The organism is Ruegeria sp. BHSC026, from assembly GCF_059613065.1.
This window is the reverse complement of the sequence record NZ_JBXWRV010000005.1, coordinates 260,334-286,433: the sequence shown is the minus strand read 5'-3', so window position 1 is coordinate 286,433 and position 26,100 is coordinate 260,334. Positions and strand designations below refer to the sequence as shown.

The following is a 26,100-nucleotide window of genomic DNA, read 5'->3' as shown; positions in this document are numbered from 1 at the left end:
GAAAACCGCGCGCAGCTGTCTCTGCGGTACGGCAACGTGTCGACAGCCTCGATCGGCGCGATCCAGCGCCGGTTGCTGGTGCTCGAGAACCAGGGCGGCACGAACCTGTTCGGCGAACCAGCGCTGGAGCTGGCCGATCTGATGCGGACCGATGAGACCGGGCAGGGCATGGTCAACATCCTGGCCTCGGACAAGCTGATGGGGTCGCCTCGCCTGTATGCGACCTTTCTGCTGTGGCTGTTGAGCGAACTGTTCGAAGAACTGCCCGAGGTCGGCGACCCCGAGAAACCCAAGCTGGTTTTCTTCTTCGACGAAGCGCATCTGTTGTTCGACGACGCGCCAAAAATTCTTATCGACAAGGTCGAGCAGGTGGCTCGCCTGATCCGGTCCAAGGGCGTGGGGGTGTATTTCATCACCCAGAACCCCGCCGACATCCCCGAGGACATTCTGGGCCAGCTGGGCAACCGTGTTCAGCACGCGCTGCGCGCCTTCACCGCGCGCGATCGCAAGAATTTGCGGCTGGCCGCGGAAACCTATCGCGAGAACCCGGAGTTCGATACCGAAACCGCGATCCGCGAGGTGGGCGTGGGCGAAGCGCTGACGTCGATGCTCGAGAAGAAGGGCGTGCCCGGCATGGTGCAGCGGACCCTGATCCGCCCGCCCGGTTCGCAGCTGGGGCCGATCACCCCGGCCGAGCGCCAGGCGGTCATGGCGGACTCGCCCATGGCCGGAAAATACGACACGTTGCTGGATCGAAAATCAGCGTTCGAGATCCTGAAAGCGCGCGCCGCGCAGGCCGCGAAGGAGGCCGAGGCCGCCGAAGACAAAGAAGAGGTGGAACCTCAGAGCCCGGCCGAGCGCGAGTATGCCTCGGCCCGGCGGTACAGCGGCAGCCGTGTCGGGCGATCATCCGCGCGAAGGGGTCGAAAACAGGACAGTTTCGCCAGTGCCTTGGGTGAGGCCGTTATCAAGGAGCTGAAGGGAACCACAGGCCGCCGCATCGTGCGCGGCATTCTGGGCGGCCTGTTCCGAAACCGTTGAATCCAGGTGGTGATGTCAGCGCCCCAGACGGCGCTGGCCTTCCTGCTGGCAATAGGCATCCGCCTCGGGGACGCTCATCTTGGTTGCCGGAAAGTCAATCGCACGATCCCAGTCGACCCGGTCCTGCCTGTACAGCTGACAGGTGACGACGCCCTTGGGTGTCTGAACCTTGACTGGGGTTGTTTCGAGGTCGCGGGGCGATGGAATGCATCCGGCCAGAACGGCCAGCCCGGCCAACAGCACGGTTGATTTGACGGTGGTGGAAGTCATGGTGTTCCAATACTCTAGAGGTCTGGGTTGGTATCCGCTGGTGGTGCGGGCGGCGGCTGAACGATCGGACGCGCCTGATTTTCCTATTCATTTCGAAGCCCGGAATCAACAAGCCGCGCCAGAAGGCCGGCGCGGCTTGTGCAATTTGCAGGCGCTGGCGCCTATTTCTCGGGGATCAGGCCCCTTGGACTGAATCTGAGAACAATAAGCAGGATCAGGCCCATCGTGAACAGGCGCATATGGGCCGCACTGTCCAGAAGATGCGTCTTGAGCGCGCTGCCGTCCGGCATACCGGCGGTAATCAGATCCATCAACCACAAACCGATCGGTTCGACCTGCACCCACAGGAACCAGATCAGAAACGCCCCAAGGACCGAGCCGAAATTGTTGCCCGATCCACCGACGATCACCATCACCCAGACGAGGAACGTGAACCGCAGCGGCTGATAGGCGCTGGGGGTCAACTGCCCGTCCAACGTGGTCATCATCGCCCCGGCAATGCCGCAGATGGCCGAGCCCAGCACGAAAATCTGCAGATGGCGGCGGGTGACATCCTTGCCCATGGCCTCGGCCGCCACCTCGTTGTCGCGGATGGCCCGCATCATGCGGCCCCACGGGCTTTTGAGCGCCATCTGAGCCATCCACAGCAGGACCAGCAGCACGACGAGGAACAGGAAGGCATAGCCGGTCTTGACCCACAGCGTCGATGCGGTGACCGGGTCCAGGCCCAGACCCGCGGCACGTTCGACAAAGGACGGATCGCTTTGCAGGTCGATCTCATAGCCCACGAACGGGGTGGGGCGCGGGATGCCATAAACGTTCTTGACGCCGCGCGCCAGCCAGTCCTCGTTCTTCATGATGGCAATGATGATTTCAGCGATGCCCAGCGTGGCAATGGCCAGGTAATCCGACCGCAGCCCAAGGGCCGTCTTGCCGATCAGCCATGCGGCTCCGGCGGCCAGAAGGCCACCGGCGGGCCAGGCCAGAAGCACCGGAAGGTTCAAACCGCCGATATTGCCGGCCACTGCGGGGTCGATCGCCTCGACGGCTGCGACGCTGGGGTCGAACACGGCGCGATACACGAAGAACCCGACGACGAGGATCGCAATGATCGCAAGCGTTTGAGTGCGTCCCTTGGGCAGTTTTCTGGCCGCCATGACCGCCGCAACCACGGTGCCCGCCCCCAGCAGAAGCGCAAGCACGATCCCGTACCCGCCGGCAGACCAGGCTCCGGGCGTCGGCGGGGTCGAGACCAGAACCACCGCCAGCCCGCCCAAAGCGACAAAGCCCATGACGCCGACGTTGAACAGGCCGGCAAAGCCCCATTGCAGGTTCACCCCAATCGCCATGATCGCAGAAATCAGGCCCATGTTCACGATCAGGATCGCCGTATTCCAGCTTTGCATGAAGCCGGTCAGCAGGATCAGCCCGCCGACCAGTGCAAACAGCAGGGTGTTCTTGACCGTTTCGCTCATACCGCTTTCCCCTTGAACAGGCCCGTGGGCTTGAACAGCAGCACGATCAGCAGAATGACGAAGCTGACCGCGAATTTGTAATCAGTTGACAAGAGCTGCACCAAACCCGACGGCTCAAGGTTTTCGGGCAGAAGATAGGTCAGGACCTTTTTCCAGGCATAGGTGATGGTCACCTCGGAAAAGGCGATGATGAATCCACCGGCGATGGCTCCGATCGGATTTCCCAGCCCGCCGACGATGGCCGAGGCAAAGATCGGCAGCAGCAGTTGGAAATAGACGAACGGCTTGAAGCTTTTGTCCAGCCCGTACAACACGCCCGCCGTGGTTGCCAGCGCGGCGACGATGATCCAGGTGATCATCACCACGCGTTCGGGGTTGATGCCGGACAGCAGGGCCAGATCCTCGTTGTCTGAATAGGCGCGCATCGACTTGCCCGTGCGGGTCTTGTTCAGGAACCAGAACAGCAGTGCCACGGCCACAACGGCCACGATTACGGTAAGGCCTTGCGAGGTTTTGATAGCAAGCCCCTCGTTCAATCCGGTCAGAGCCTTGAAATCCCGCGCGGAGATAAGGAATCGCGCGCCATCGGAAAACCGCTGGTCATCGGGGCCGATGATGAACCGCACCAAGCCGTTCATGATGAACATGACGCCCATGGATACGATCACCAGAATGACGGGTTTGGCCTTTTGATCGCGATAGAAGCGATAGACCAGCCTGTCGGTGATCAGTACCAGCGCGATGCAGCCCAGAATGGCAAAGGGCAGGGCCAGCAGCGCAGTCGGCAGGGGGCCGAACCCGATGCCCGCGGCCTGGAAACCCCAGGTGACCAGCACGGCGATCATGGCGCCAAAGGCCATCGTGTCGCCATGGGCGAAGTTGGAAAACCGCAGGATGCCATAGATCAGGGTGACCCCCAGCGCCCCAAGCGCCAACTGGCTGCCATAGGCAACCGCGGGCACGATCACAAAGTTCGCAAGCGCGACAAACGCGTTCAGTAAATCCATTATTTTCTTCTCACTGTCCGGGTGCGGCTTTATGGCATGACGCCGGCGAAAGACACAATAATTCGGAACGGCATTTTTGAAGTTTTGTGCAGGTTTTCATTCGGTTTGATAGACTTCGAACGCACGAGCACAGGTATCTCGGCGCCTCGCAAAGAAAAAGACCGCGCCGGAGGGGGCGGCGCGGTCTCTCTGCCTGCTGAGGGGATACTCAGGCGTTTGTTTCCGTACAGAACCCGTGACCGTGTTGCGCATGAGGGCCTTGGACACTCAGGTCATAGCTCATGTCCTCGAAATGGACCACGACAGTCATGACGTCCTGATCTTCGATATGGACAAAGGTCATACTTCCGAGTCCTTTGAAGACCATCGCTTCGCCGGCAATGACCTTTGTCTGTATGCTTCCCTTGTCGCCTATGGGATCGCGGTTCAGGCGCACTTCGCTCCCGTCGCGATCGGAAATGCAGACAAGGTGGCGTTCTTCCGCGGCAGCCATGCTTGCCGCAAATGTGATGGTCGCCAAGGCGAATATTGATTTCATGTTTTTCTTTCGGGCTGGTTGTGTTGGAGTCAGGAGCCGAGCAAGGCGCATTGCCCGTGATCTTTCCTCATCGCAGGGCGATGTTCGGAAACACCGAACGTCATGCCGGGCTTGTTGAGGATCATCGAGACGGCCCACTCGTCATTTGCGATCGGATAGGTCGTGTTGTGAAGGTCGTCTGGAAACTGGTCATTGTGGATATCCCGTCAATTTCAATGGAACTTTCATCGGGGTCCAGAGTGTGCCTGAACGTTTATTCCGCGCCACCCGCTATGAACTTGCAGGTGAAGCTTTCATCATGCGCAAGAAGCGCGGTCGGAAAAGAAGCGGGCGGGCCGAAAACTCGTAACGTTTTCACGGTTGGCATCCTTGGGGAAAACTCGGTTTAGCGGACTCGCCCGGTCTGTTTCCGGGCGAATGCAGTGGGATGGATATTTGCCGACTGTGGAGTCAATCGAGCAATCGCAACGCATTTCAATTCAGATGCTCGTTTTGCATTCTCGGGCGCGGCGTCAGGAAAAAATAAGGGAATCAGGTGGAAGGCGCAGTACACTGTGTTGCAGGCGCAGCAAGGTCAAGTTTGCTGACCCGTTTTGACCATCATTTCTTCAGATTGCAGTTCCACAAAAAAGGGCCGGGCTCAACCAGCCTCGGCCCATTGATATCAGCCCAGACGAGTCTGCTCGATCAGCCACCCAAAAACGATTTGCGTACCTCGGGATCGGCCAACAGCTCTTTGCCGGTTCCGGTGTAGGCGTTTCGCCCCTGAACCAGCACATAGCCCTTGTCGGCAATCTCGAGTGCCTGGCGGGCGTTCTGTTCCACCATCAGGATCGGCAGGCCGGTGCGCGAAACTTCGATGATGCGGTCGAACAACTCGTCCATCACGATTGGCGAAACGCCCGCGGTGGGTTCATCCAGCATCAGCACCTTGGGCTTTGTCATCAGTGCCCGGCCCACGGCCACCTGTTGCCGCTGCCCACCCGACAGTTCACCGGCGGGTTGGTTGCGCTTGTCCCGCAGGATCGGGAACAGCTCGAAAACCTGCTCCATCGTGTCCGAGAAGTCGTCGGTGCGGATGAAGGCCCCCATCTCGAGGTTCTCCTGAACCGTCATCGAGGTGAAGATGTTCGAGGTCTGCGGCACGAAGCCCATGCCCTTGACCACCCGGTCCTGCGGGCTGAGGTTGGTGATGTCCTCGCCATCCAAACGCACAGAGCCCGAGCGCACATCCAGCATCCCGAACACTGCCTTCATCGCGGTGGATTTGCCGGCGCCGTTGGGGCCGACGATTACGGCGATCTCGCCCTTGTCCACCGAGATGGTGCAATCGTGCAGGATGTCGGGGCCCTTGCCATAGCCGCCGGTCATGCTGTCGCCGATCAAGAATGGGCCACCGCCCACATATTCAGTCTTGCCGCTGACGCGGTGCGCCGGGGTCATGGTGCCCATGCCGCGGGTATTGGTGATCGAGGCGTCTTTGTTGCCCTTGTCGTCCTGGTAGGGGTTGTCGCTCATGCCCCTGCCTCCAGCTTGTCCTTGTTCTTCAGGCCGGTGCCCAGATAGGCCTCGATGACTTGCTCGTTGGCCTTGATCTCGTCCAGCGTACCCTGCGCTAGAACCTTGCCCTCGGCCATGCAGATCACCGGATCGCAGATCTTGCCGATGAAATCCATGTCATGCTCGATGACCACGAAGGTATAACCGCGCTCTTTGTTCAGACGCAGGATCGTATCGGCGATGGTCATCAGCAGGGTGCGGTTCACGCCAGCGCCGACTTCGTCCAGGAACACGATCTTGGCGTCCACCATCATCGTGCGGCCCAGCTCCAGCAGCTTTTTCTGGCCGCCCGAGACCTGGCCGGCCTTGTGATCGGCCAGATGTTCGATGGTCAGGAATTCCAGCACCTCGTCGGCCTTGGCACGCAGGGCGCGCTCTTCGTCGGCGATCCGCTTGCGGCCGAACCAGGTGTTCCACAGCGATTCCCCCGACTGGTTGCCCGGCACCATCATCAGGTTTTCCCGGCAGGTCATCGAAGAGAACTCGTGCGCGATCTGGAAGGTGCGCAGCAGGCCTTTGTGGAACAGTTCGTGCGGGGGCAGACCGGTGATATCCTCGCCATCCATCCAGACCTTGCCGCTGGTCGGTGGCAAAACACCCGCGATCACGTTGAAAAGAGTTGTTTTTCCAGCCCCGTTCGGGCCGATCAGGCCGGTAATCGAGCCTTTTTCGATTTCCAGCGACGCCCCGTCCACCGCATGGAAACCGCCGAAATGCTTGTGCACGTCCTCGACGACGATCATGTGTTCCCCTGTCCGCGGCTTTCGCGGCTCTTCCTGTTGCCCCATTCCCGAAAGGGTGGCGCTTTTTGTCATTGAAACAGCCCGGACACAAGGCCCGGGCTGTCTGATCTCATGTGGTCAACCGAACGATCAACGGAACTTGACGGTCACGTTCTTGCCGTCCTGAACCTCGATCTCGCGATACGAGCCGGCGCTTTCACCCGGTCCGATCAGCTCGACGCCCGAAGCGCCGACATAGTCGATGTCCTGACCGGCGGCCAACAGTTCCAGCCCCTTGGCCAGTTCACCCGGATAGATCTTCTCGCCGGGTGCATTGGCAACCTCCATCACCTTGCCGGCATAGTCGGCCGGATTGGTCGAGCCCGCGGCCTGCATTGCCAGCATGAACAGCGCCGCGGCGTCATAGCTTTCGGGCGAGTAGGGCGACGAGCCGTCAAAACCAGCGGCTTCGGCCATGGCGAAATACTTCTCGGCGCCTTCACCGCCGGACCCGGCGATCTGACCGAACGAGCCGTTCAGGTCGGGGCCGACATTGGCAGGCAGCGAGTCACCGATCATGCCACCGGGCAGGCCAAACGTGTCGAACGCGCCGCTGTCCAGCGCCGACTGAATGATGCCAAGACCACCCTGGTCGAGATACCCGGCAACCACCAGGATGTCGCCACCGGCCGAGGCCAGCGCACCCACTTCAGCCGAGTAGTCGGCCTTGCCGTCTTCATGCGCGGCGACGATGGTCACTTCGCCACCCACCGCCTCGAACGACGACTGGATCGCGTCGGCCAGACCCTTGCCATAGTCGTTGTTGGTATAGGTCAGGGCGATGGAGTTGATGCCGCGCTCTTTCAGGATGTCGGCCATCACCTGACCTTCGCGTGCATCCGACGGGGCGGTGCGGAAGAACAGGCCGTTGTCCTCCATGGTCGACAGGCCCGGCGAGGTGGCCGAGGGCGAGATCATGACCATGCCGTTCGGAATGGCGACGTTTTGCAACACGGCGCCGGTCACGCCCGAGCAGTCGCCGCCGATGATGCCGGCCACGCCATCCGCAATCAGGCGTTCACCGTTCGAGGTGGCCAGACCATTGTCGATACAGCCGGTATCGGCGCGCATCGGGGTGACGGTGGATCCATCCAGCAGCTTGCCGGATTCGGACACTTCGGCGATAGCCAGTTCGGCGCCCGCGCCCATGGCCGGGGCCAGCGATTCAATCGGTCCGGTGAAGCCCAGCAGAATGCCCAGCTTGACGTCTTCGGCCATTGCGGCACCGGCCAGCAATGCGGTTGCTGCAGTTGCAGTAAGCAGCTTTTTCATAAGGTTACTCCCTGTTTGGAACGATGTCGTTCTGGCCCGACCCTAGGCAAGCTGTCGGAAAAAGAAAAGTCCAAACGAAGATGTGCCTTTGGTGGCGTTAACACTATTTGATTTGATGGGCTTGGTATGGGCCATCGCCCACCCAGACAGCATGTAAGGCTTCATCATGATCCGGATTTTCGCGATTCTCTGGCTGATGGCATCGACTGTGGCCGCGGCGGCGGACGGCTTGCGGACATCGTTCGGCCCGTTGACTGCAACCCGGATGCTGGGTGGGTTGGACACGCCCTGGGCCATCGGGCTACTGCCCGACGGCAGCTTTCTGGTGACGGAACGCGACGGAGACCTGCTGTTGGCCCGCAATGGTCAGGCACAGCGCGTGCGGGGCGTGCCGAAGGTTGCAGCGCGGGGGCAGGGCGGGTTGCTGGACGTGACCGTGGCCCGTGATTTCGCGACCAGTCGCGAGATCTTTCTGACCTTTTCCAAACCGCAACCCGGCGGGGCCGGAACCGCGCTTGCCGTGGCACGCCTGTCCGAAGACGGCCGCCGCCTGACCAACCTGCGAGTGATCTTCGAGGCCGTTCCCGGCGGCTCGGGCGGGCGGCATTTCGGATCGCGCGTGGTCGAATCGCCAGACGGCACCTTGTTCGTGACACTGGGCGACCGTGGAGACCGGCCGAGCGCGCAGGACCTGACGACCCATATGGGGACGGTCGTGCGCGTCAATCGGGATGGCACGGTCCCGGCTGACAACCCCTTCGTCGGGCAGGCTAATGCCCGCCCCGAGATCTGGTCGTATGGCCATCGCAACCCGCAAGGCGCCGACATCGATGCGCGAGGTCGCTTGTGGGTTTCCGAACATGGCGCCAAGGGTGGAGACGAGGTGAATCTTGTCAAACTCGGCGCCAACTACGGCTGGCCGGTGATTTCCTACGGCACGCATTATTCAGGGAATAAGATCGGCGAGGGCACCAGCAAACCCGGCATGGAGCAGCCGCGCCTGTATTGGGATCCGTCCATCGCGCCTTCGGGGTTGTTGGTCTATTCGGGCGACATGTTTCCCGAATGGCGCGGTGATATTTTCGTGGGCTCGCTGAAATTCGACTATATCGCCCGGCTGACCGGAAACCCGCTGCGCGAGGTCGAGCAGATCAAAGGCCAAGAAACCGAACGGGTCCGCGACATCGTACAGGCCCCAGACGGGGCGATCTGGTTCATCTCGGTCGGGCAGGGTGCCGTTTACAGGCTAGCCAGATCATCCTAAGGGTGTAGCGATACACTTCAAAGCGGATTGACATGGTCCGCCTTCTCGAAGCCGTAGTCTTTTGCCTGTCGCCCCTTCCCGCCGCGGCCGACAAGGTTCTTATGGCCTATGCCGATTATGAATCCTTCGTCGACACCAAGATGAAAAACCGCGAATTCTCGAACGCTATCAGCCGATTTGGGGGGCTGACGCATACACGCCGCAGCAGATGCAAACCCTGCAAGGTCAGCTGCGTGACCTTGTTCCGTATTGCCTGACGAATGCAGATGTGGCCAAGCGGATAGAGCTCGAGAATGGTTTTTCGCAGGAAATGCGGATCTATTGGAACGGCAAGAACAGCTATCTCTACCAATAAGCCCTTCTGCATCAACGCAACGACGGCGTGACGGTTCTGCAGTTCAGTATCAACACGCCCGACGAGCTCATTCTGGACAAGTTCTAGGCGCTCAGACCGACAGCCGTCCGCTCTGCGTCCCACGCTCGCGATAGGGCGTGGTGTTGTAATGTGCGCGGTAGCATTTCGAGAAATGGCTGGGGCTGGCAAAGCCGCAGGCCAGCGCCACGTTTATCACGCTCATGTCGGTCTGCATCAGCAGGTTGCGCGCTTTGTGTAGGCGCAGCTCCATGTAATAGCGCTTGGGTGAACGGCTCAGATACCGCCGGAACAGCCGCTCGAGCTGGCGGGTGGACATGCCGACCTCCTTGGCCAGGATCGAGGGCGAGATCGGCTCCTCGATGTTCTTTTCCATCATCAAGATGACCTGGCTCAGCTTGGGGTGCCGCACGCCGATCCGGGTGGGTGTCGACAAGCGCTGGGTGTCCTGATCGGTGCGGATCGAGGAATAGATCATCTGGTCGGCCACCGCATTGGCCAGTTCTTCGCCGAAGTCATCGGCGATCAGTTTCAGCATCAAATCGATCGACGAGGTACCGCCCGCCGTCGTCATCCGGTTGCCGTCCAGCACAAACACCGATTTGGTCAGTTCGACGTCTTCGAATTCCTCGGCGAAACTGTCGGCGTTTTCCCAGTGGATCGTGGCGCGTTTGCCGTCCAGCAACCCGGCCTTGGCCAGGGTATAGGCTGCGGTGCACAGCCCGCCGATCCGCAGCCCCTTACGGGCCTCGCGGCGCAGCCAGTTCAACACCTTCTTGGTCGTGGCGGCCTGCACATCGACCCCGCCGCAGACGATGATAACGTCATCGCGCTGCAACTCGTCCAGATCGCGATCCAGCTGGAACGTGGTTCCGGCCGAGCATTGCACCGTCTCGCCGCCTTCGCCGGCGAGGCTCCAGGCATAGATCTGCCGGTCCGCCATGCGGTTCGCGATGCGCAGACTGTCCAGCGCCGAAGCGAATGAGAGCAAGGAAAACTTGTCCAACAGAACAAAAACGAAATTGCGCGGCTTCGCCGCGTCCGTGTCCACGGTGACAACTTGGCGTTGTTCTTGCATGGCGAACTGTCCTTGATTCGGCGGGCCGAGGCACGGGGCCTGCGGCGAATTTGACCGCCACCATGCTCAAAGCTTGTTTCCGACGTCAAGAGGCGCAAATCGGTTATGGTCTCTGGTCCGTTGATTTTGTATAGAGACCACCTGAAATACATCAGCGGAGATCAAAGCTATGACCGAGTGGCAAAAATCGAACTGGCGCAGCAAGCCGCGGGTTCAGATGCCAGACTATACCGACAAGGCCGCCTTGGCCAAGGTCGAGGCCAAGCTTTCGCAGTATCCCCCGCTGGTCTTTGCAGGCGAGGCGCGGCGCCTCAAGCAACATTTGGGTGCCGCCGGTCGCGGCGAGGCCTTTTTGCTGCAGGGTGGGGATTGCGCCGAAAGTTTCGACCAGTTCAGCGCCGACGCGATCCGCGACACCTTCAAGGTGATGCTTCAGATGGCGATGGTGCTGACTTATGGCGCCAAAGTTCCGGTGATCAAGGTGGGCCGCATGGCCGGCCAGTTCGCCAAGCCCCGCAGCGCCCCGACCGAAGTCATCGACGGGGTCGAGCTGCCCAGCTATCGCGGCGACATCATCAACGAGCTGGCCTTCACGCCCGAGGCGCGTGAGCCCAAGCCTGAGAAGATGTTGCAGGCCTATACCCAGGCCGCGGCCACGCTGAACCTGCTGCGCGCATTCTCGACCGGCGGCTTCGCCGACATGAGCCGCGTGCATTCCTGGACGCTGGGCTTCACCGACGAACAGGACGTGCAGAAATACTCCGAGATCGCTGACCGCATTCAGGACACGATCGACTTCATGGAAGCCGCCGGCATCACCGCCGACACCACCCATGAATTCTCGACCGTCGAATTCTACACCAGCCATGAAGGGCTGCTGCTGGAGTACGAAGAAGCGCTGACGCGACTGGACTCGACCTCGGGCAAGTGGCTGGCCGGCTCGGGCCACATGATCTGGATCGGTGACCGCACCCGTCAGCCCGACGGCGCGCATGTTGAATTCTGCCGGGGCGTGCTGAACCCGATTGGTCTGAAATGTGGGCCGACCACAACCGCCGAGGACCTCAAGGTTCTGATGTCCAAGCTGAACCCGGACAACGAAGAAGGCCGTCTGACCCTGATCGCGCGCTTCGGCGCGGGCAAGGCGGGCGAGCATCTGCCGCGCCTGATCAAAGCCGTAAAGGAAGAGGGTGCCAAGGTGACCTGGGTCTGCGACCCGATGCACGGAAACACGATCAAGTCGGCCACCGGATACAAGACCCGGCCGTTCGAATCGGTCCTGCGCGAGGTGCGGGATTTCTTCGGCGTGCATCAGGCCGAGGGCACGATCCCCGGCGGCGTGCATTTCGAGATGACCGGTTTGGACGTGACCGAATGCACCGGCGGCGTCCGCGCCGTCAGCGAAGAGGACCTGTCGGACCGCTACCACACCGCCTGCGACCCGCGCCTGAACGCGTCGCAGTCGCTCGAGCTGGCGTTCTTGGTGGCCGAAGAGCTGACCAACCTGCGCCGCGAACGCAAGAATCGCGCAGCAGGCTGATCTCGGTTGATCCGAAACGGGAACGGCGGGCCTCGGCCCGCCGTTTTTCGTTCGACCCAGCAGGGATCAATCGTCTCGGGAATAGACAAGCTTCAGATGGCCAGACGGGCCCTTGAACTCGGCCTGTTCCTCGGCAAACCCGGACTCGAGCCGGGTTTTTTCAGCCCGCCGCCGAACCGCGACTAGCGGCCGGACCTGGCTGGCTTCGATCGTAAAACGGCGGGGCGTGGCGCCGATTGCGCCATCACTGACCAGAACGCCAAGAATCCGGCTGACATCGCCCAGGTCGCTGCGCAGCGGCAGCAGGATCATCCGCGCCTCGAGCCGGACCCGACCCAGCTTGCCTTTCGAAACCAAGCCGAACTCTCCGATCGCGGGTTCGGAAAAAACCGTTTCCAACTCTTCGGTGATCCGGTCGCGCGACGAGGGCTCGAAAAAAGCGGTCAGCGGCATGCCGCGCACTTCCATGCCGGCGATCTTGCTTAGATGGCTTCCGGCCAGCCGGAACCGGGCCAGCCCGGGGGCGATGCGTTCGAGGATGAACGTGTATTCCAGAATGTTTTCCAGTCCGCGCGGATCGATCTGCGACCGCCGGGGAACCCCGTCGTCGCCCAGCAGCGCGGTCCAGTAAGATTCTGCCTGACGGATCGGCGACAGACTGCGCCCACTGCCAAAGCGGTCCATTGCGATGATCTTTCCAAGTTTCGGCCCGGAACCGTTCCCGAAGAAGGTTTTCATTTCATCACCTCGTGTCGAATGGCCGTCCTTTGGTCTGCTGCGGCGCTGCGGCCAACTGCAACCGACCTGTCCTTGTGACTGACAGATTGACACGGGTTTACTTAAAATTGGAGCAAATCTTTAACGAATGGTTAACTTGTCCGGATGAAGTCAGCCATCAGCAAACCCTTGCCCTGACCGGTGCGATGGCATTAGGTGCAGCAGCGCAGGGCGAAAGTCGGAAAGGGCAGGCATGATCAAATCCATGACGGGTTTTGCTTCGGGCAAGGGGGGCTGCGGGCCGCATGGCTGGAGCTGGGAACTGCGCAGCGTGAACGGCAAGGGGCTGGACATGCGGCTGCGGGTGCCCGAGTGGCTGACCGGGCTCGAAGCGGCGCTGCGGGCCGAGCTGTCGCGCATGATCAGCCGCGGCAACGTAACGCTGACCCTGCGCATCACGCGGCAGGAATCGGCCACCGACCTGAGCCTGAACGAACCGGCGATGCGCGCGGCGCTTTCGGCGATCGCGCGGGCTGAGGAACTGGCGGCGCAACAGGGCGTTTCCCTGGCTCCCACGCGGGCCGGCGACCTGTTGGCGCTGAAAGGGATGCTGGATACCGGCGTCGAAGACGATGACCCCGCGCCACTAGTCGAGGCGCTGAAGGCCGCGTTCGGAAAGCTGCTGGCGGATTTCATCGAGATGCGCCGTACCGAAGGCGAGGCCCTTGCTGCGGTCCTGGCCGAACATCTGGACCGGATCGAGGCGCTGACCGCGAAAGCCGTCGATCTGGCCCAGGCCCGCGCCGACGCGATGGCCGTTGCGCTGCGTCAGAATCTGGCCCGAGTTCTGGACAACGCCCAGGGTGCCGACCCGGACCGCGTGGCCCAAGAACTTGCGCTGATCGCCGTGAAATCCGACATCACCGAAGAGCTCGATCGGCTGACCGCCCATGTCGCCGCGGCACGGGCGCTGCTGGCGCAGGACGGCCCGGTGGGCCGCAAGCTGGATTTTCTGGCGCAGGAGTTCAACCGCGAGGCCAACACTTTGTGCTCCAAATCGCAGAACGCCGAGCTGACGGCGGTTGGCCTGGAGTTAAAGGCGGTGATAGACCAGTTGCGCGAACAGGTACAAAACGTTGAATAAACAAGGACAATCACAGATGGCGGATCGCCGGGGCCTTCTCATCATTCTGTCGTCGCCTTCGGGCGCGGGTAAATCGACGCTGGCCCATCGGCTGATGAACTGGGACCCCGATCTTCAGTTCTCGGTTTCAGCGACGACGCGCAAGCCCCGCCCGGGCGAGGTTCACGGGACGGACTACTACTTTCTGTCCGAGGACGAGTTTCGTCAGCAGGTTGCCAGCGGGCAGATGCTGGAACACGCGCATGTCTTCGGCAATTTCTACGGCTCGCCCGCTGACCCGGTTCGCGAAGCGATCCAAAGCGGCCGGGACGTGCTGTTCGACGTGGACTGGCAGGGCGAGGTGCAGATCCGCAACTCGGAACTGGGCAAGCACGCGCTGTCGATCTTCATCCTGCCGCCCTCGATCAAGGAACTGCGCCGCAGGCTTGAAACACGCGGGCAGGACGCGCCCGAGGTGATCGCCAAGCGCATGATGAAAAGCTGGGACGAGATCAGCCATTGGGGCTATTACGACTATGTGCTGATCAACGACGATCTGGATGCGACCGAGGACAAGCTGAAAACCATCGTCAGCGCCGAGCGGATGCGGCGGATCCAGCAACCCAAGCTGCAAGAGCACGTCCGCGCCTTGCAACAAGAATTCGAGAGCATGAAATGACGATCTATGCCCTGGGCGATTACGCCCCGCAAATCCACGAGGACACCTGGGTAGCCCCCGATGCCAACCTGATCGGCAAGGTGGTGCTGGAACAGGGCGCCTCGGTCTGGTTCGGCTGCACGATCCGCGCCGATCACGAGGAGATTCGCATAGGGCAGGGCAGCAACGTGCAGGAAAACTGCGTGATGCATATCGATGCCGGGTTTCCGCTGACCATCGGCAAGAATTGTACGATCGGCCACAAGGTCATGCTGCACGGCTGCACGATCGGCGACAACAGCCTGATCGGGATGGGGGCGATCGTGCTGAACGGCGCTAAGATCGGGCGGAACTGCCTGATCGGGGCCGGCGCCCTGATCACCGAAGGCAAGGAAATCCCGGACAATTCACTGGTCATGGGTGCGCCCGGCAAAGTGGTGCGCGAACTGGACGAGGCGGCAGCGCAGCAGATCGCGCTCAGCGCGCTGCACTATCAGGACAACATGCGCAAATTCCGCGACGGCCTGAAACCCGTGCGTGCCGGAGACTAGACGCAAGGGGCCATTCATGTCCGACGCCAACCTTGCCGAATTCGTTTCGGCCGTGCCGATGCCAGCGCTTGTGATCGACCAGACCGAGCGGATTATCGTCGCGAACGCCGAAGCCAGAACCCTGTTGGGGCGCAATCTCGACAACCGGCACTTCGCCACAATCCTGCGCCAGCCGCCGGTCGTCGAAGCGATCGAGAAGAGCCTGCGCGCCAAGGGGTCGGCCAGCGCGCGGCACCTGGCCAATGACGGGGCGCAGGACACTACCTTTCAGGTCCACTGCCGTTACATTGATGGTGTCGGCGCTGTGTCGGCCGGTGCTGTTCTGGCCAGTTTCTTGGACGTGACCCATCTGGAACAGGCGCGGCAGATGCGCCGGGATTTCGTGGCCAATGTCAGCCATGAGCTGCGCACGCCGCTGACGGCCCTGATGGGGTTCATTGAAACCCTGCGCGGCCCGGCCCGCGACGACCCTGCCGCGCGGGACAGGTTCCTGCAGATCATGGCCGACGAGGCCAGCCGCATGAACCGGCTGGTCGGGGACTTGCTGTCGTTGAACCGGGTCGAAAGCGAAGAGAGGGTGCGCCCGACGGAAAGGCTGAACCTGACCGAAGTGCTGGAGTCTACCTTGGCCACTCTGCGCCCCCTAGCCGAGAGCGCGGGCGTGACGCTGGCTCTGACGACGCCCGAGGCGCCGGTGCACCTGCCCGGAGACGCCGACCAGTTGCGGCAGGTGTTCACGAATCTGGTCGAGAACGCGATCAAGTATGGCGGCAGCGGCGGCAGCGTCGAACTGCGGGTTGCGGTTGCCGAGCGCGATCCAGCCGTGCGCGGCGCTGCGGTTCGGGTTCAGGTCATCGACAAGGGCCCGGGCATCGACCCGGTGCACCTGCCGCGCCTGACCGAGCGGTTCTATCGCGCCGACAGCCACCGGTCGCGGCAACTGGGCGGCACGGGCCTGGGCCTGGCCATCGTGAAACATATCGTCAACCGGCATCGGGGCCGGCTGCGGGTCGAGAGCGATCTGGGCAAGGGCGCGGTGTTTACGGTCATTCTGCCGCTGTGATCGATCCGATCCCCGCACAAGCGGCAAAGCTTGACCTTTGACCGCCCGGCATGCGATGGCCCAGTTGCGGGGGACGCCCTTTCGGCAATGTGCGTCTTTACCTGCGGCAACCGGATAAACTGGCGCGAGCGGAGCAGGAAGTGGGCGAAAAAACGATCAAGATCTCGGCGCGGGACGTCAATGTCCACTACGGCGACACGCATGCCATCAAGGACGTGAACGTCGAAATCGAGGACAAAACGGTCACGGCCTTCATCGGGCCGTCGGGCTGCGGCAAGTCGACGTTCCTTCGCTGCCTCAACCGAATGAACGACACGATCGACATCTGCCGGGTTGAAGGTGATATCCGGCTGGATGGCGAAAACATCTATGACAAGAGCGTTGATCCGGTGCAGTTGCGGGCGCGGGTGGGGATGGTGTTCCAGAAGCCCAACCCGTTCCCCAAGTCGATCTATGACAACATCGCCTACGGCCCGCGCATCCACGGCCTGGCCAAGACCAAGGCCGAGCTGGACGAGATCGTGGAAAAATCCCTGCGCCGCGGCGCCATCTGGGACGAGGTCAAGGACCGCCTGGATGCGCCCGGCACCGGGCTGTCGGGCGGCCAGCAGCAGCGCCTGTGCATCGCCCGCGCCATCGCCACCTCGCCCGAGGTTCTGCTGATGGACGAGCCATGCTCGGCACTGGACCCGATCGCCACCGCGCAGGTGGAAGAACTGATCGACGAACTGCGCGAGCGGTTCTCGGTTGTGATCGTGACCCATTCGATGCAGCAGGCCGCCCGCGTCAGCCAGAAAACCGCGTTTTTCCACCTGGGCAGCCTTGTCGAATACGGTGACACCGGCCAGATCTTCACCAAGCCCCAGGACCCGAGAACCGAAAGCTATATTACCGGCCGCATCGGCTGAGGACAGGAATACGCCATGAGTGAACAACATATCGCCTCTGCATTCGACCGCGATCTTGAAGCTGTCCAAGCCCATATCATGAAGATGGGCGGTCTGGTCGAAGTCGCCATCAGCAACGCCGCCCGGTCGCTCGAGACACGCGACGAAGAACTGGCCCAGCAGGTGCGTCAGGGCGACAAGGAGATCGACGCGCTCGAGGACATGATCAATGAAGAAACGGCGCGGTTGATCGCCCTGCGCGCGCCCACGGCCGGCGACCTGCGGCTTGTGCTGTCGGTGCTGAAAGTGTCGGGCAACCTTGAGCGCATCGGCGACTATGCCAAGAACATCGCCAAGCGCACGACCACGCTGGTCGAGGCCCCGCATATCGGCAGCAGCGCGGCCGCGCTGCGCCGTATGGCGCGAGATGTCGAAACGATGCTGCGTGATGCGCTCGACGCCTATATCCAGCGCGACTCCGAACTGGCGCAGGACGTCATCCGACGCGACGAGGACGTGGACCTGATGTACAACGGCCTGTTCCGCGAGCTTCTGACCTTCATGGCCGAGGACCCGCGCAACATCACGGCCTGCATGCATCTGCATTTCATCGCCAAGAACACCGAGCGCATGGGCGACCACGTGACGGCGATCGCCGAGCAGGTGATCTATCTTGTCACCGGCGAGCGTCCGACCGAGTCGCGGCCCAAGGCGGACACGACATCGCAAACCGTCTGAACGCGGCGCGATCAGCGGGGCAGGGTTTCTTCGTTTTGGGCCTGCGATGTCAGCCAGTGCCGGAATTCGCGCAGCGACGGATCGCCTGACTTCGTGCTGGGCCAGACCAGGTAATAGGCGCCCATCGTCTCGACGGTGCCCAAAAAGGCGGTGATCAGCCGCCCGGTGGCCAAATCCTGCTCGATAAGATAGCTGGGCAGCAGCGCCACGCCCAACCCGTGAACCGCCGCCTGGTTGATGGTGGTAAACTGGTCATGGACGGTGCCGGGCAGGGGGCTGGGCGCTGTCACGCCCTGCTGCGCGAACCACTCCTGCCAGGCGCGCGGTCGGGTCTGAATGTGCAGCAAAGGCAGTTTCAGCAACTCTGCCGCATCCTTGGGCGCACCGGACGGCAGCAGCGCGGGCGCACACACCGGGACGACACGCTCGACCTTCAGCAGCAGCCGCTCGGTTCCGGGCCAATCCGGTTCGCCGAAATGTATCGCTGCATCAAAGGGTTCGGCGGAAAAATTGAACGGGCGCAGCCGGGTCGACATATTGATCGTGATGTCGGGATGCAGTCGCGCAAAATCGGGCAAGCGTGGCACCAGCCAGCGCATCCCGAAGGTCGGAAGAATGGCCAACTGCAATGTGCCGCCCGCCGGCGTCACATGCAGCCGCAACGAAGCCTGCGCGATCTGGTTCAGGCTTTGACGGATCTCGGCCACATACTCCCGAGCCGCCGGGGTCAACGACAGCCGTTTCCGGTCACGCTGGATCAACCGAACACCCAGCTGCGCCTCGAGCGTCTGCAATTGCCGGCTGACCGCGCTCTGGGTCAAGGACAGTTCGTCCGCGGCGGCGGAGGCCGAGCCGAGACGATCCAACGCCTCGAGCGCGCGCAGGGATGAGATCGACGGGAACAGGCGGCGTTTGGTTTCCATCCATGCGTTTTACTCATGAAACCTTGCAAATGTCTCGCTGTATTTTGCGCAAATTGCGGGGTAGGGTGCCGCAAACCTTGAAATCCGGAGCGAAGACATGAATGCCCCCGATACAAAACCTGCGCTGCGCGCCAAGGATGCGCCCGATCTGGGCCGATTTGCCTGGGATGATCCGTTCCGCCTGAACGATCAACTGACCGAGGACGAACGCCTGGTGGCCGACAGCGCCCGCGCTTATGCGCAGGAAAAGCTGCAGCCTCGGGTCACGGCTGCTTTCCAGAATGAGGAAACCGACCCCGAGATCTTTCGCGAGATGGGCGAAATGGGCCTGCTGGGCACCACGATCCCCGAGGAATATGGCGGCATCGGCGCGGGCTATGTGACCTATGGCCTGGTCGCGCGCGAGGTCGAGCGCGTGGATTCCGGCTATCGCTCTATGATGTCGGTGCAAAGCTCGCTGGTGATGTATCCAATCTATGCTTATGGCAGCGAGGAGCAGCGCCGCAAATACCTGCCCAAACTGGCCAGCGGCGAATGGATCGGCTGTTTCGGACTGACCGAGCCGGATGCCGGATCGGATCCGGCCGGGATGAAGACCCGGGCCGAGAAGATCGACGGCGGCTATCGGTTGACCGGCAGCAAGATGTGGATTTCGAACGCGCCGATCGCCGACGTGTTCGTCGTCTGGGCCAAGTCCGATGCGCATGACGGCAAGATCCGCGGTTTCGTGCTGGACAAAGGCGCCAAAGGGCTCAGCGCGCCCAAGATCGAGAACAAGCTCAGCCTGCGTGCTTCAATCACCGGCGAGATCGTTCTGGACGGCGTCGAAGTCGGCGAGGACGCGCTGTTGCCGCATGTTCAGGGTCTCAAGGGGCCGTTCGGCTGTCTGAACCGCGCACGCTATGGTATCAGCTGGGGCGTGATGGGCGCGGCCGAGTGCTGTTGGCACGCGGCACGGCAATATGGGCTGGATCGCAAACAGTTCAACCGTCCGCTGGCCCAGACGCAGCTGTTCCAGAAGAAGCTGGCCGACATCCAGACTGAGATCGCTTTGGGCCTGCAGGCCAGCCTGCGGGTCGGGCGCCTGATGGATCAGGCCGAAGCCGCGCCCGAGATGATCTCGATCATCAAGCGCAACAATTGCGGCAAGGCGCTGGACATCGCGCGCATGGCCCGCGACATGCATGGTGGGAACGGGATCTCGCTGGAATTCCAGGTGATCCGGCACATGGTCAACTTGGAAACTGTGAATACCTATGAAGGCACGCATGATGTCCACGCCTTGATCCTGGGGCGGGCACAGACCGGTTTGCAGGCTTTCTACTGATCCCACACGAATTACGCGTAATCTGTATTATGGTAACTTAAGGTAGTGCCAACGCCGCCACGTCCACGTTGGCGGCGTGTTTTCATGCTGTTACCGTCGACAGCAAAACCAATGAAGGCGGAACACGACATGGAATTGCAGGACAAGATCGCTGTCATCACCGGCGCGGCCCATGGAATTGGCAAAGGATTGGCCGAGCGCTTCGCCCGCGAAGGCGCCCGGGTCGTCTGCGCCGATATTGATCTGGATGGCGCCCAGATGGTTGCCAGCACCATTGGTGGTCATGCGATCCGATGCGACGTTGCCAATGAGGATGACATCCGTGATCTGATCGACAACGTCGAGGCCTCGGTCGGCCCGATCGATCTATTCTGTGCCAATGCCGGGATACTGACCCTGGGCGGACTGAACGTGCTCGACGACCACTGGGACCGGATTTGGAAGATCAACGTGATGTCGCATGTCTGGACGGCCCGTCATCTGGTGCCGCGCATGGTCGCGCGCGGTGGCGGCTATATCCTGACGACCGCTTCCGCCGCCGGTCTGCTGAACCAGCCCGGCGCGGCGCCTTATGGCGTGACCAAACACGCGGCCGTGGGTTTTGCCGAATGGCTGGCGCTGACCTATGGCGACAAGGGTATCCGCGTTTCGGTCCTATGCCCCCAGGCGGTACGCTCGGAAATGACCAAGGGGTTCGAGGACTCGGTCGCCTCGATCGACGGAATGCTCGAGCCCGAGGACGTGGCCCAGGCCTGCGTCGATGCCATCCGAGCCGAGACTTTTCTGGTGCTTCCGCATGCGCAGGTTCTGGACTACATGCGGCTGAAAACTGCCGATTATGACCGCTGGCTGAGCGGAATGCGGAAGCTTAATCAAAAGTTTGTCGGAGATATCTAACGCGGTTTTCGGGCGCGTCGCAGCAGGCCTTCCTGCGCGACCGACGCCACCAGCGTACCGTCCTGCGCATAGATCGCACCGCGGTTGAAGCTGCGCCCCTGCCCCGTCCACGGCGCATCCATCGCGTAGAGGTGCCAGTTCTGGAATTGCACCGGCGCGTGGAACCAGATCGCATGGTCCAGGCTGGCGCCGTTGATCTCTCCGGAGAACCAACTCAGACCATGCGGCCTCATCCCCGAGCTCAGCAGCGCCATGTCGGAGGCATAGGCCAGCAGAAGGTGCTGCGTGACGTGATCGGCCTGATCGGCTGCGCCCATGCGGAACCACAGGAAATTGCGGTCATCGGCCTTTGCGGGTTGAAAGATGTCCAGCGGATCGACCTCTCGCACTTCGATCGGGCGCTCACGCAGCAATTCCGCGCGCAGATGGTCCGGTACGCGGGTAAGATACCGCTGCCGCAGCTCATCGCGCGAGGGGTGCTTTTCGGGCGGCGCGACATCCGGCATCGGGTGCTGGTGCTCCCAACCCTCATCCTGAATGTGGAACGAGGCCGACATGTTCAGGATCTGCTTGCCGTGCTGAATCGCCACCACGCGACGGGTTGTGAAACTGCCTCCGTCTCGTGCGCGATCCACTTGATAAACAACTGGAATATCCGGGTCACCGGGGCGGATAAAATAGGCGTGCAACGAATGGCACAGCCGGTCCTCGACCGTCTTGTAGGCCGCCGCCAGAGCCTGGGCGATCACCTGGCCGCCGAAAATCCGCGTTGGCGTTTCTCCGCCCGAGCCCACGCCGCGGAACAGGTCCACCTCGAGGCGTTCGATATCCAGCAGATCCAGCAGAATGCGTTCGGCTTCGGTCATGGGCTTGTCTCCGGAATCACGGTTCAGGCCTCGCCTAGCAGCCCCGCGACGGTCATTCAATCAGGGCGGCTTGGACCAGTGCCTTCAACTGAGATCGCGACGGATAGGAACTGGACGGTGCCAGTTGCGTGAAGAACACCACGGTCAGATCGAGAACCGGGTCGATCCAGAAAAATGTGGACGCCATGCCGCCCCAACTGAAATCTCCGACCGAGCCGGGCGTGCGGGCGCGGGCCGGGTCCAAAACCACTGCACCGCCGATGCCGAACCCCATGCCCTCCATCGGCTGTTCGGCGAAACTCTGCGGTCCCATTGATGCAATGTCGCCCGGCAAGTGGTTGCGCACCATGAATTCCACGGTTCTTGGCCCCAGCAGACGATTGCCGTTACCGGTGCCCCGGTTGCGCAGCATATCGGCGAAGCGGGCATAGTCGTCGATGGTACCGACCAGCCCGCCGCCACCGGAAAACAGCGTAGCTGCCTCGAAGGCGGACTCGCCGGGCTGATCGACCAACCGCAGCGTCTCATTGCCTGCTTTGGCGGCATTCAGAGCCATCGCGTCGCCTTCGAGCGGGGTGTACAGGTTCGCGAACCGCTCCCCTGCCCCCGTAGGAACGGAAAACCCGGTTTCGGTCATGCCCAGCGGCGCAAATACGTTTTCGGCCAGGAACCGGTCCAGAGTCTGGCCCGATGCAACCTCGATCACGCGCCCGATCACGTCGATGCCCACCGAGTATTCCCATCGCGCGCCCGGTTGAAAGGCCAGCGGCAGGTCGGCCAGCGCCTGCACCTGATCGGCAAGGCAGCCTTGATCGGGCTTGAAGATCAGGTCGCGCGCGTCCATCTCCGCCGGCAGAAGGCCCGGATTGAACGGGTAGCTCAACCCACTGGTATGGGTCAGCAATTGGTGCAATGTCGGCGACGGCGCCGGTTCGGTCTGATCCAACCGTGTCGCATTCGGGATCAGCGCCTGCATGTCCAAGAATTCGGGCAAAAACTCGGACACCGGGGCATCTAGGTGAAACAGTCCCCGTTCTGCCAGCATCATCAACGCAACCGAGGTGATCGGCTTGGTCATGGAATAGATGCGCACGATCGTGTCGCGCCTGAAAGGCAAGCCCGCCTCGATGTTGCGCTGACCGCAAGCGTGAAAATGCACCTCGTCGCCGCCGTGGCGCAGCAGAACCGAGCAGCCGGGATATTTTTTCCTATCGACATAGGCTTGCATCCAGGAATTGATGCGTTCCAGCCGTGTAGGGGCAAAGGTCATGGCGCGACCTCCCTGATAGTAAATCCACCAATGCAGGGGCGTGTGGCAACCGTCATGGCCGCAGACTCAGTTGCCTGGCCGCGTCGATCAGCTTGGCGGCGTGTTCAGAGGCAAGCTCTTCGGGCGTCACATAAAAGCTCGGGCCGCCGATGTTCAGGCCGAACACCCGCCCGTCATCCGCCGAAGGAACCGGCACCGAAATTGCGTGCACGTCATCCCGCCACAGCGAGAAACCGGTGCAATATCCGCGCGCAACATATTCATCCTGCGCCATTTCTATCGATCGCTGCAGATCGTCGCGTTGCAGCCCCAGATCCTGCTGGGCCGCCTCGACGGCGGCAGCGCGTTGATCGGGCGTCATGCCCACCAGAATGGCGCGCCCCATCGCCGACGAGAACAGCGGCAACCGTGAACCGACATGCATCGTCAGCGCGACGTTCTGGGTGGATCGGCTGACGGCTACATAGACGACCTCGGCGCGGTGCGCTTCGCCCAGGGCCGCCGTCAGATATGGGTTGGCGCCGTCGCGCAGTTCACGCAGAACCTCGCCAGCGCGTTCGCAGATATCGGTGCTGCCCAGAACGCCGAAGCCCAGCCGCAGAACTCCGACCCCCAGACGATAGGCGCCGCCGGGCTGATCCTGCACCAGGTACCCCAATTGGCACAGCGTATGCGTCAACCGGGAAATGGTCGGCTTTGGCAGGCCGGTGCGGTCGGCAAAGTCGGTATTGGTCAGCGCGGTATCGCCGTGCCGGAATGCCCGCAGGATCTGCAGCCCCCGAGCCAGGGCCGTGACGAAGTTGCGGTCCTTTTCATCTGGTTCCAGCTGTGCCCGACGGGTGGTCACTGGTCAATCGCCCCGCGATTCCAGGGCCGCAAGCCCGTGTTGGGCGAAGATCGGAACATACGCGCCGAAAGCCTGTGCGCGGGTCGGGTCGGATGCATTGCCGTCCAGCGCCCGTTTGTAGACCCCCTGAAGGATGGCCGCCATCCTGAAGAAATTGAACGCCAGGTAAAAGCCGAAATTGTCGATTCCTGACAACCCGCGCCGGGCACAGTATTCGGCGATGAATTCCGCATCGGACGGAAGTCCAAGCGCTGCGCGGTCTATGCCGGCCAGGCCGCGCCCCTCTTTTCCGGGCGGCATCTGCCATTGCATGATGACCGCGGCCAGATCGGCATAGGGGTGGCCGATCGTCGACAACTCCCAATCCAGAACGCCCACGCAGCGGGTGCCGACGGTGTCAAACATCAGATTGTCGATACGGTAGTCACCGTGAACAAGCGTTCTCTGCCCGTCCTCCTCGGGGATCGAGGCGGTCAGCGCGCCGATCAACCGATCCATGTCACCGATGGTACTGGTCTCGGATGCGCGGTACTGTTTGGTCCAGCGCGAGATCTGCCGTTCATAGTAGTTGCCCGTCGGCCCATAATCTGACAGGCCGACCGCATCGATGTCGACCATGTGCAACTCGGCCAGCACCCGGTTCATCTCGTGCAGGATCGCGGCGCGGGTTTCGTTGCTTTCGCCTTTCATCGTGGGTTCAAGGAAGATGCGCCCCTCAAGCCGCTCCATGACGTAGAAGGCCGAGCCGATCACCGACTCGTCTTCGCACAACAGCAACATGCGCGGCACAGGCACATTGCTGTCGGCCAAAGCGCGTTGCACCCGGTATTCGCGGTCAACGGCGTGGGCGGATTTCAGCAACGCGCCCGGCGGTTTGCGCCGCAGGACATAGCGCCGTTCCGGTGTCCGCAATTCGTAGGTCGGGTTGGATTGCCCGACCGCGAATTTGGTGGCGTCGAGCGGGCCGCGATAGCCCGGTAGATGCGCGCCCAGATAGGCATCGACCGCAGCGAGGTCCAGTTCGTTGGAGCCTTGGGTCATGTCACCCGTCCTGTTCGGAGACCGTTACATGGCATCGGCAAAGATGTTCCCCCCGGTCAGAACGTTGATACCGCCCGAGACGGGAATCACGGCGCCTGTCACATAGCTGCCGCCGCGCCCGCACAGAAACAGCATCGATCCCGCGATGTCCTCATCACGACCCACACGGCCCAGCGGCACCGATTTCCCGACCTTCTCGCGTTTGTCCTCGTCCGCCGTAGCAAAGGCGGTCATCCGCGATACGAACGGCCCCGGTGCCAACGCATTGACGGTGACGCGGTGGGGCGACAGCTCTTTGGCGAGGATCTTGGTCAGGTGGATCACCGCCGCTTTCGAGGCCGAATAGCTGTAGGCGCCATCGCCCATCGGAACCTCGCCCATGACCGAGCCGACATTGACCACCCGGGCCGGGTCATCATCGGACCCGGACTTGATCAACAGCGGCAGCAGTTTCTGCGTCAGGTGAAACACACCGGTCACGTTCACCGACATGACCTTGTCCCACGCGTCATAGGGGAACTGCCCCAAAGGTGCGCCCCAGGATACGCCCGCGTTGTTCATCAGGATATCAAGACGTTGCGTTCGGGTGTTGACCTCGGATACCAGCGCGTCGATCCCGTCCTCGCAGCCGACGTCCCCGGCAAACCCTTCGGCGCGACCCGGCGCATCCAGCGCGTTGAGTTCATCGGCCACGGCCGCGCAGTCCGCGCCCTTGCGCGAGGCAATCAGCACGCGCGCGCCGGCGCGCACCAAAGCCTCGGCGGCCATGCGCCCGATTCCCGTGGCGCCTCCGGTAACCAACGCCGTTTTTCCGTTCAGAGAAAACAGGTTGTCTGGTGTCATGGCTCTCCTCCCCAATCCGAATTTTTCGATTCGTCCTGCCGATCGGCCGCGATCCGTTTCACTGTGCAGAATTGCATTTCACAACTTCCTTGACAACATCGCGCCGCAATCGGACCTTCAAGCCAACAGATGACGAGGATCGGAATACC

27 protein-coding genes are annotated in these 26,100 nt (G+C 61.9%); 12 read left to right on the top strand and 15 right to left on the bottom strand.

From position 1 onward, the window contains the following. On the top strand, positions 1 to 1,041 hold a 1,041-nt coding region (locus AC2FME_RS09280; protein ID WP_496800260.1), incomplete at its 5' end, for a helicase HerA-like domain-containing protein. A gap of 15 nt (positions 1,042 to 1,056) precedes the next feature. On the opposite strand, the gene AC2FME_RS09275 is transcribed toward AC2FME_RS09280, so the two are convergent. The 7 genes from AC2FME_RS09275 to AC2FME_RS09245 all read right to left on the bottom strand — a co-directional run bounded on the left by AC2FME_RS09275 (position 1,057) and on the right by AC2FME_RS09245 (position 7,945). Next, the gene (locus AC2FME_RS09275) at positions 1,057 to 1,311 is read right to left on the bottom strand and encodes a hypothetical protein (protein ID WP_149774341.1); all 255 of its coding nucleotides are present in this window, start codon (positions 1,309 to 1,311) and stop codon (positions 1,057 to 1,059) included. A gap of 161 nt (positions 1,312 to 1,472) precedes the next feature. Further along, positions 1,473 to 2,786 (bottom strand): branched-chain amino acid ABC transporter permease, encoded by a 1,314-nt coding sequence (locus tag AC2FME_RS09270; RefSeq protein WP_496800259.1) that lies wholly within the window; start codon positions 2,784 to 2,786, stop codon positions 1,473 to 1,475. Continuing rightward, positions 2,783 to 3,793 (bottom strand): branched-chain amino acid ABC transporter permease, encoded by a 1,011-nt coding sequence (locus AC2FME_RS09265; protein ID WP_496689317.1) that lies wholly within the window; start codon positions 3,791 to 3,793, stop codon positions 2,783 to 2,785. The genes AC2FME_RS09270 and AC2FME_RS09265 overlap by 4 nt, the downstream gene beginning before the upstream one ends. Positions 3,794 to 4,001: 208 nt before the next feature. Beyond that, positions 4,002 to 4,331, bottom strand: a complete 330-nt coding sequence (locus AC2FME_RS09260) for a hypothetical protein (protein WP_496800258.1) — start codon at positions 4,329 to 4,331, stop codon at positions 4,002 to 4,004. A gap of 687 nt (positions 4,332 to 5,018) precedes the next feature. Next, a complete protein-coding gene (locus AC2FME_RS09255) occupies positions 5,019 to 5,849 on the bottom strand; it encodes an ABC transporter ATP-binding protein (protein WP_496684081.1) in 831 nt (276 codons plus the stop codon). Then, complete coding sequence (locus tag AC2FME_RS09250; RefSeq protein ID WP_496689314.1) at positions 5,846 to 6,634, bottom strand: ABC transporter ATP-binding protein; 789 nt, start codon at positions 6,632 to 6,634, stop codon at positions 5,846 to 5,848. The genes AC2FME_RS09255 and AC2FME_RS09250 overlap by 4 nt, the downstream gene beginning before the upstream one ends. A gap of 129 nt (positions 6,635 to 6,763) precedes the next feature. Continuing rightward, a complete protein-coding gene (locus AC2FME_RS09245) occupies positions 6,764 to 7,945 on the bottom strand; it encodes an ABC transporter substrate-binding protein (protein WP_496800257.1) in 1,182 nt (393 codons plus the stop codon). Positions 7,946 to 8,111: 166 nt separating this feature from the next. On the opposite strand from AC2FME_RS09245, the gene AC2FME_RS09240 reads away from it, so the two are divergent. Both AC2FME_RS09240 and AC2FME_RS09235 read left to right on the top strand, forming a co-directional pair. Then, positions 8,112 to 9,209: a PQQ-dependent sugar dehydrogenase gene (locus AC2FME_RS09240; protein ID WP_496800256.1), complete on the top strand. Its 1,098-nt coding sequence runs from the start codon at positions 8,112 to 8,114 to the stop codon at positions 9,207 to 9,209. Between the two features lie 32 nt (positions 9,210 to 9,241). Next, a complete protein-coding gene (locus tag AC2FME_RS09235) occupies positions 9,242 to 9,466 on the top strand; it encodes a hypothetical protein (protein ID WP_496689308.1) in 225 nt (74 codons plus the stop codon). A 189-nt stretch (positions 9,467 to 9,655) separates the two neighbouring features. Here AC2FME_RS09235 and AC2FME_RS09230 read toward each other — a convergent pair whose 3' ends face one another. Beyond that, positions 9,656 to 10,660, bottom strand: a complete 1,005-nt coding sequence (locus AC2FME_RS09230) for a GlxA family transcriptional regulator (protein ID WP_496684074.1) — start codon at positions 10,658 to 10,660, stop codon at positions 9,656 to 9,658. Between the two features lie 169 nt (positions 10,661 to 10,829). Here AC2FME_RS09230 and AC2FME_RS09225 point away from each other — a divergent pair, with 169 nt between their 5' ends. After that, a complete protein-coding gene (locus tag AC2FME_RS09225; protein ID WP_496689306.1) occupies positions 10,830 to 12,200 on the top strand; it encodes a class II 3-deoxy-7-phosphoheptulonate synthase in 1,371 nt (456 codons plus the stop codon). A 66-nt stretch (positions 12,201 to 12,266) separates the two neighbouring features. Here AC2FME_RS09225 and AC2FME_RS09220 read toward each other — a convergent pair whose 3' ends face one another. Next, complete coding sequence (locus tag AC2FME_RS09220; RefSeq protein WP_496800255.1) at positions 12,267 to 12,938, bottom strand: PAS domain-containing protein; 672 nt, start codon at positions 12,936 to 12,938, stop codon at positions 12,267 to 12,269. Positions 12,939 to 13,170: 232 nt separating this feature from the next. Between AC2FME_RS09220 and AC2FME_RS09215 the strand changes: the two genes are divergently transcribed. From AC2FME_RS09215 to phoU, 6 genes are all read left to right on the top strand, one after another. Next, positions 13,171 to 14,061 (top strand): YicC/YloC family endoribonuclease, encoded by an 891-nt coding sequence (locus AC2FME_RS09215; protein WP_496742306.1) that lies wholly within the window; start codon positions 13,171 to 13,173, stop codon positions 14,059 to 14,061. Between the two features lie 16 nt (positions 14,062 to 14,077). Continuing rightward, a complete protein-coding gene (gene gmk / locus AC2FME_RS09210) occupies positions 14,078 to 14,719 on the top strand; it encodes a guanylate kinase (protein ID WP_496711083.1) in 642 nt (213 codons plus the stop codon). Next, positions 14,716 to 15,249, top strand: coding sequence for a gamma carbonic anhydrase family protein (locus AC2FME_RS09205; RefSeq protein WP_496800254.1), 534 nt, complete (start codon positions 14,716 to 14,718; stop codon positions 15,247 to 15,249). Before gmk ends, AC2FME_RS09205 begins: the two co-directional genes overlap by 4 nt. A 16-nt stretch (positions 15,250 to 15,265) precedes the next feature. Further along, on the top strand, positions 15,266 to 16,312 hold the full coding sequence (locus AC2FME_RS09200) for a sensor histidine kinase (RefSeq protein ID WP_496742307.1): 1,047 nt from the start codon (positions 15,266 to 15,268) through the stop codon (positions 16,310 to 16,312). A gap of 140 nt (positions 16,313 to 16,452) precedes the next feature. Next, positions 16,453 to 17,220 (top strand): phosphate ABC transporter ATP-binding protein PstB, encoded by a 768-nt coding sequence (pstB, locus tag AC2FME_RS09195; RefSeq protein WP_496796595.1) that lies wholly within the window; start codon positions 16,453 to 16,455, stop codon positions 17,218 to 17,220. A 15-nt stretch (positions 17,221 to 17,235) separates the two neighbouring features. Then, a complete protein-coding gene (gene phoU / locus AC2FME_RS09190) occupies positions 17,236 to 17,937 on the top strand; it encodes a phosphate signaling complex protein PhoU (protein ID WP_496711087.1) in 702 nt (233 codons plus the stop codon). 11 nt (positions 17,938 to 17,948) lie between these two features. Here the strand turns inward: phoU and AC2FME_RS09185 are convergent, their stop codons facing one another. Then, positions 17,949 to 18,860: a LysR family transcriptional regulator gene (locus tag AC2FME_RS09185; protein WP_496800253.1), complete on the bottom strand. Its 912-nt coding sequence runs from the start codon at positions 18,858 to 18,860 to the stop codon at positions 17,949 to 17,951. 97 nt (positions 18,861 to 18,957) lie between these two features. Between AC2FME_RS09185 and AC2FME_RS09180 the strand changes: the two genes are divergently transcribed. After that, on the top strand, positions 18,958 to 20,187 hold the full coding sequence (locus tag AC2FME_RS09180; RefSeq protein WP_496800252.1) for an acyl-CoA dehydrogenase: 1,230 nt from the start codon (positions 18,958 to 18,960) through the stop codon (positions 20,185 to 20,187). Between the two features lie 129 nt (positions 20,188 to 20,316). After that, entirely contained in the window at positions 20,317 to 21,084 is a 768-nt protein-coding gene (locus AC2FME_RS09175) for an SDR family oxidoreductase (protein WP_496800265.1), read from the top strand. Here the strand turns inward: AC2FME_RS09175 and AC2FME_RS09170 are convergent. The 5 genes from AC2FME_RS09170 to AC2FME_RS09150 are packed head-to-tail and all read right to left on the bottom strand — an operon-like array spanning position 21,081 to position 25,951. Next, positions 21,081 to 21,950: an acyl-CoA thioesterase gene (locus AC2FME_RS09170; protein ID WP_496800251.1), complete on the bottom strand. Its 870-nt coding sequence runs from the start codon at positions 21,948 to 21,950 to the stop codon at positions 21,081 to 21,083. The two genes, AC2FME_RS09175 and AC2FME_RS09170, sit on opposite strands and share 4 nt — an antisense overlap. 52 nt (positions 21,951 to 22,002) lie before the next feature. Beyond that, positions 22,003 to 23,220, bottom strand: a complete 1,218-nt coding sequence (locus tag AC2FME_RS09165; RefSeq protein ID WP_496800250.1) for a serine hydrolase domain-containing protein — start codon at positions 23,218 to 23,220, stop codon at positions 22,003 to 22,005. A gap of 52 nt (positions 23,221 to 23,272) precedes the next feature. Continuing rightward, positions 23,273 to 24,067: an IclR family transcriptional regulator gene (locus tag AC2FME_RS09160; protein ID WP_496800249.1), complete on the bottom strand. Its 795-nt coding sequence runs from the start codon at positions 24,065 to 24,067 to the stop codon at positions 23,273 to 23,275. 3 nt (positions 24,068 to 24,070) lie between these two features. Continuing rightward, a complete protein-coding gene (locus tag AC2FME_RS09155; RefSeq protein ID WP_496689285.1) occupies positions 24,071 to 25,108 on the bottom strand; it encodes a phosphotransferase in 1,038 nt (345 codons plus the stop codon). Between the two features lie 24 nt (positions 25,109 to 25,132). Continuing rightward, positions 25,133 to 25,951 (bottom strand): SDR family NAD(P)-dependent oxidoreductase, encoded by an 819-nt coding sequence (locus tag AC2FME_RS09150; protein WP_496741166.1) that lies wholly within the window; start codon positions 25,949 to 25,951, stop codon positions 25,133 to 25,135. Positions 25,952 to 26,100 lie beyond the last annotated feature (149 nt).

What these genes read in the sequence shown, in the direction of transcription:
- AC2FME_RS09275 (WP_149774341.1), bottom strand. Translation starts at nt 1,311, where the DNA reads ATGACTTCCACCACCGTCAAATCAACCGTGCTGTTGGCCGGGCTGGCC.
- AC2FME_RS09270 (WP_496800259.1), bottom strand. Translation starts at nt 2,786, where the DNA reads ATGAGCGAAACGGTCAAGAACACCCTGCTGTTTGCACTGGTCGGCGGG.
- AC2FME_RS09265 (WP_496689317.1), bottom strand. Translation starts at nt 3,793, where the DNA reads ATGGATTTACTGAACGCGTTTGTCGCGCTTGCGAACTTTGTGATCGTG.
- AC2FME_RS09260 (WP_496800258.1), bottom strand. Translation starts at nt 4,331, where the DNA reads ATGAAATCAATATTCGCCTTGGCGACCATCACATTTGCGGCAAGCATG.
- AC2FME_RS09255 (WP_496684081.1), bottom strand. Translation starts at nt 5,849, where the DNA reads ATGAGCGACAACCCCTACCAGGACGACAAGGGCAACAAAGACGCCTCG.
- AC2FME_RS09250 (WP_496689314.1), bottom strand. Translation starts at nt 6,634, where the DNA reads ATGATCGTCGTCGAGGACGTGCACAAGCATTTCGGCGGTTTCCATGCG.
- AC2FME_RS09245 (WP_496800257.1), bottom strand. Translation starts at nt 7,945, where the DNA reads ATGAAAAAGCTGCTTACTGCAACTGCAGCAACCGCATTGCTGGCCGGT.
- AC2FME_RS09240 (WP_496800256.1), top strand. Translation starts at nt 8,112, where the DNA reads ATGATCCGGATTTTCGCGATTCTCTGGCTGATGGCATCGACTGTGGCC.
- AC2FME_RS09235 (WP_496689308.1), top strand. Translation starts at nt 9,242, where the DNA reads ATGGTCCGCCTTCTCGAAGCCGTAGTCTTTTGCCTGTCGCCCCTTCCC.
- AC2FME_RS09230 (WP_496684074.1), bottom strand. Translation starts at nt 10,660, where the DNA reads ATGCAAGAACAACGCCAAGTTGTCACCGTGGACACGGACGCGGCGAAG.
- AC2FME_RS09225 (WP_496689306.1), top strand. Translation starts at nt 10,830, where the DNA reads ATGACCGAGTGGCAAAAATCGAACTGGCGCAGCAAGCCGCGGGTTCAG.
- AC2FME_RS09220 (WP_496800255.1), bottom strand. Translation starts at nt 12,938, where the DNA reads ATGAAAACCTTCTTCGGGAACGGTTCCGGGCCGAAACTTGGAAAGATC.
- AC2FME_RS09215 (WP_496742306.1), top strand. Translation starts at nt 13,171, where the DNA reads ATGATCAAATCCATGACGGGTTTTGCTTCGGGCAAGGGGGGCTGCGGG.
- gmk (WP_496711083.1), top strand. Translation starts at nt 14,078, where the DNA reads ATGGCGGATCGCCGGGGCCTTCTCATCATTCTGTCGTCGCCTTCGGGC.
- AC2FME_RS09205 (WP_496800254.1), top strand. Translation starts at nt 14,716, where the DNA reads ATGACGATCTATGCCCTGGGCGATTACGCCCCGCAAATCCACGAGGAC.
- AC2FME_RS09200 (WP_496742307.1), top strand. Translation starts at nt 15,266, where the DNA reads ATGTCCGACGCCAACCTTGCCGAATTCGTTTCGGCCGTGCCGATGCCA.
- phoU (WP_496711087.1), top strand. Translation starts at nt 17,236, where the DNA reads ATGAGTGAACAACATATCGCCTCTGCATTCGACCGCGATCTTGAAGCT.
- AC2FME_RS09185 (WP_496800253.1), bottom strand. Translation starts at nt 18,860, where the DNA reads ATGGAAACCAAACGCCGCCTGTTCCCGTCGATCTCATCCCTGCGCGCG.
- AC2FME_RS09180 (WP_496800252.1), top strand. Translation starts at nt 18,958, where the DNA reads ATGAATGCCCCCGATACAAAACCTGCGCTGCGCGCCAAGGATGCGCCC.
- AC2FME_RS09175 (WP_496800265.1), top strand. Translation starts at nt 20,317, where the DNA reads ATGGAATTGCAGGACAAGATCGCTGTCATCACCGGCGCGGCCCATGGA.
- AC2FME_RS09170 (WP_496800251.1), bottom strand. Translation starts at nt 21,950, where the DNA reads ATGACCGAAGCCGAACGCATTCTGCTGGATCTGCTGGATATCGAACGC.
- AC2FME_RS09165 (WP_496800250.1), bottom strand. Translation starts at nt 23,220, where the DNA reads ATGACCTTTGCCCCTACACGGCTGGAACGCATCAATTCCTGGATGCAA.
- AC2FME_RS09155 (WP_496689285.1), bottom strand. Translation starts at nt 25,108, where the DNA reads ATGACCCAAGGCTCCAACGAACTGGACCTCGCTGCGGTCGATGCCTAT.
- AC2FME_RS09150 (WP_496741166.1), bottom strand. Translation starts at nt 25,951, where the DNA reads ATGACACCAGACAACCTGTTTTCTCTGAACGGAAAAACGGCGTTGGTT.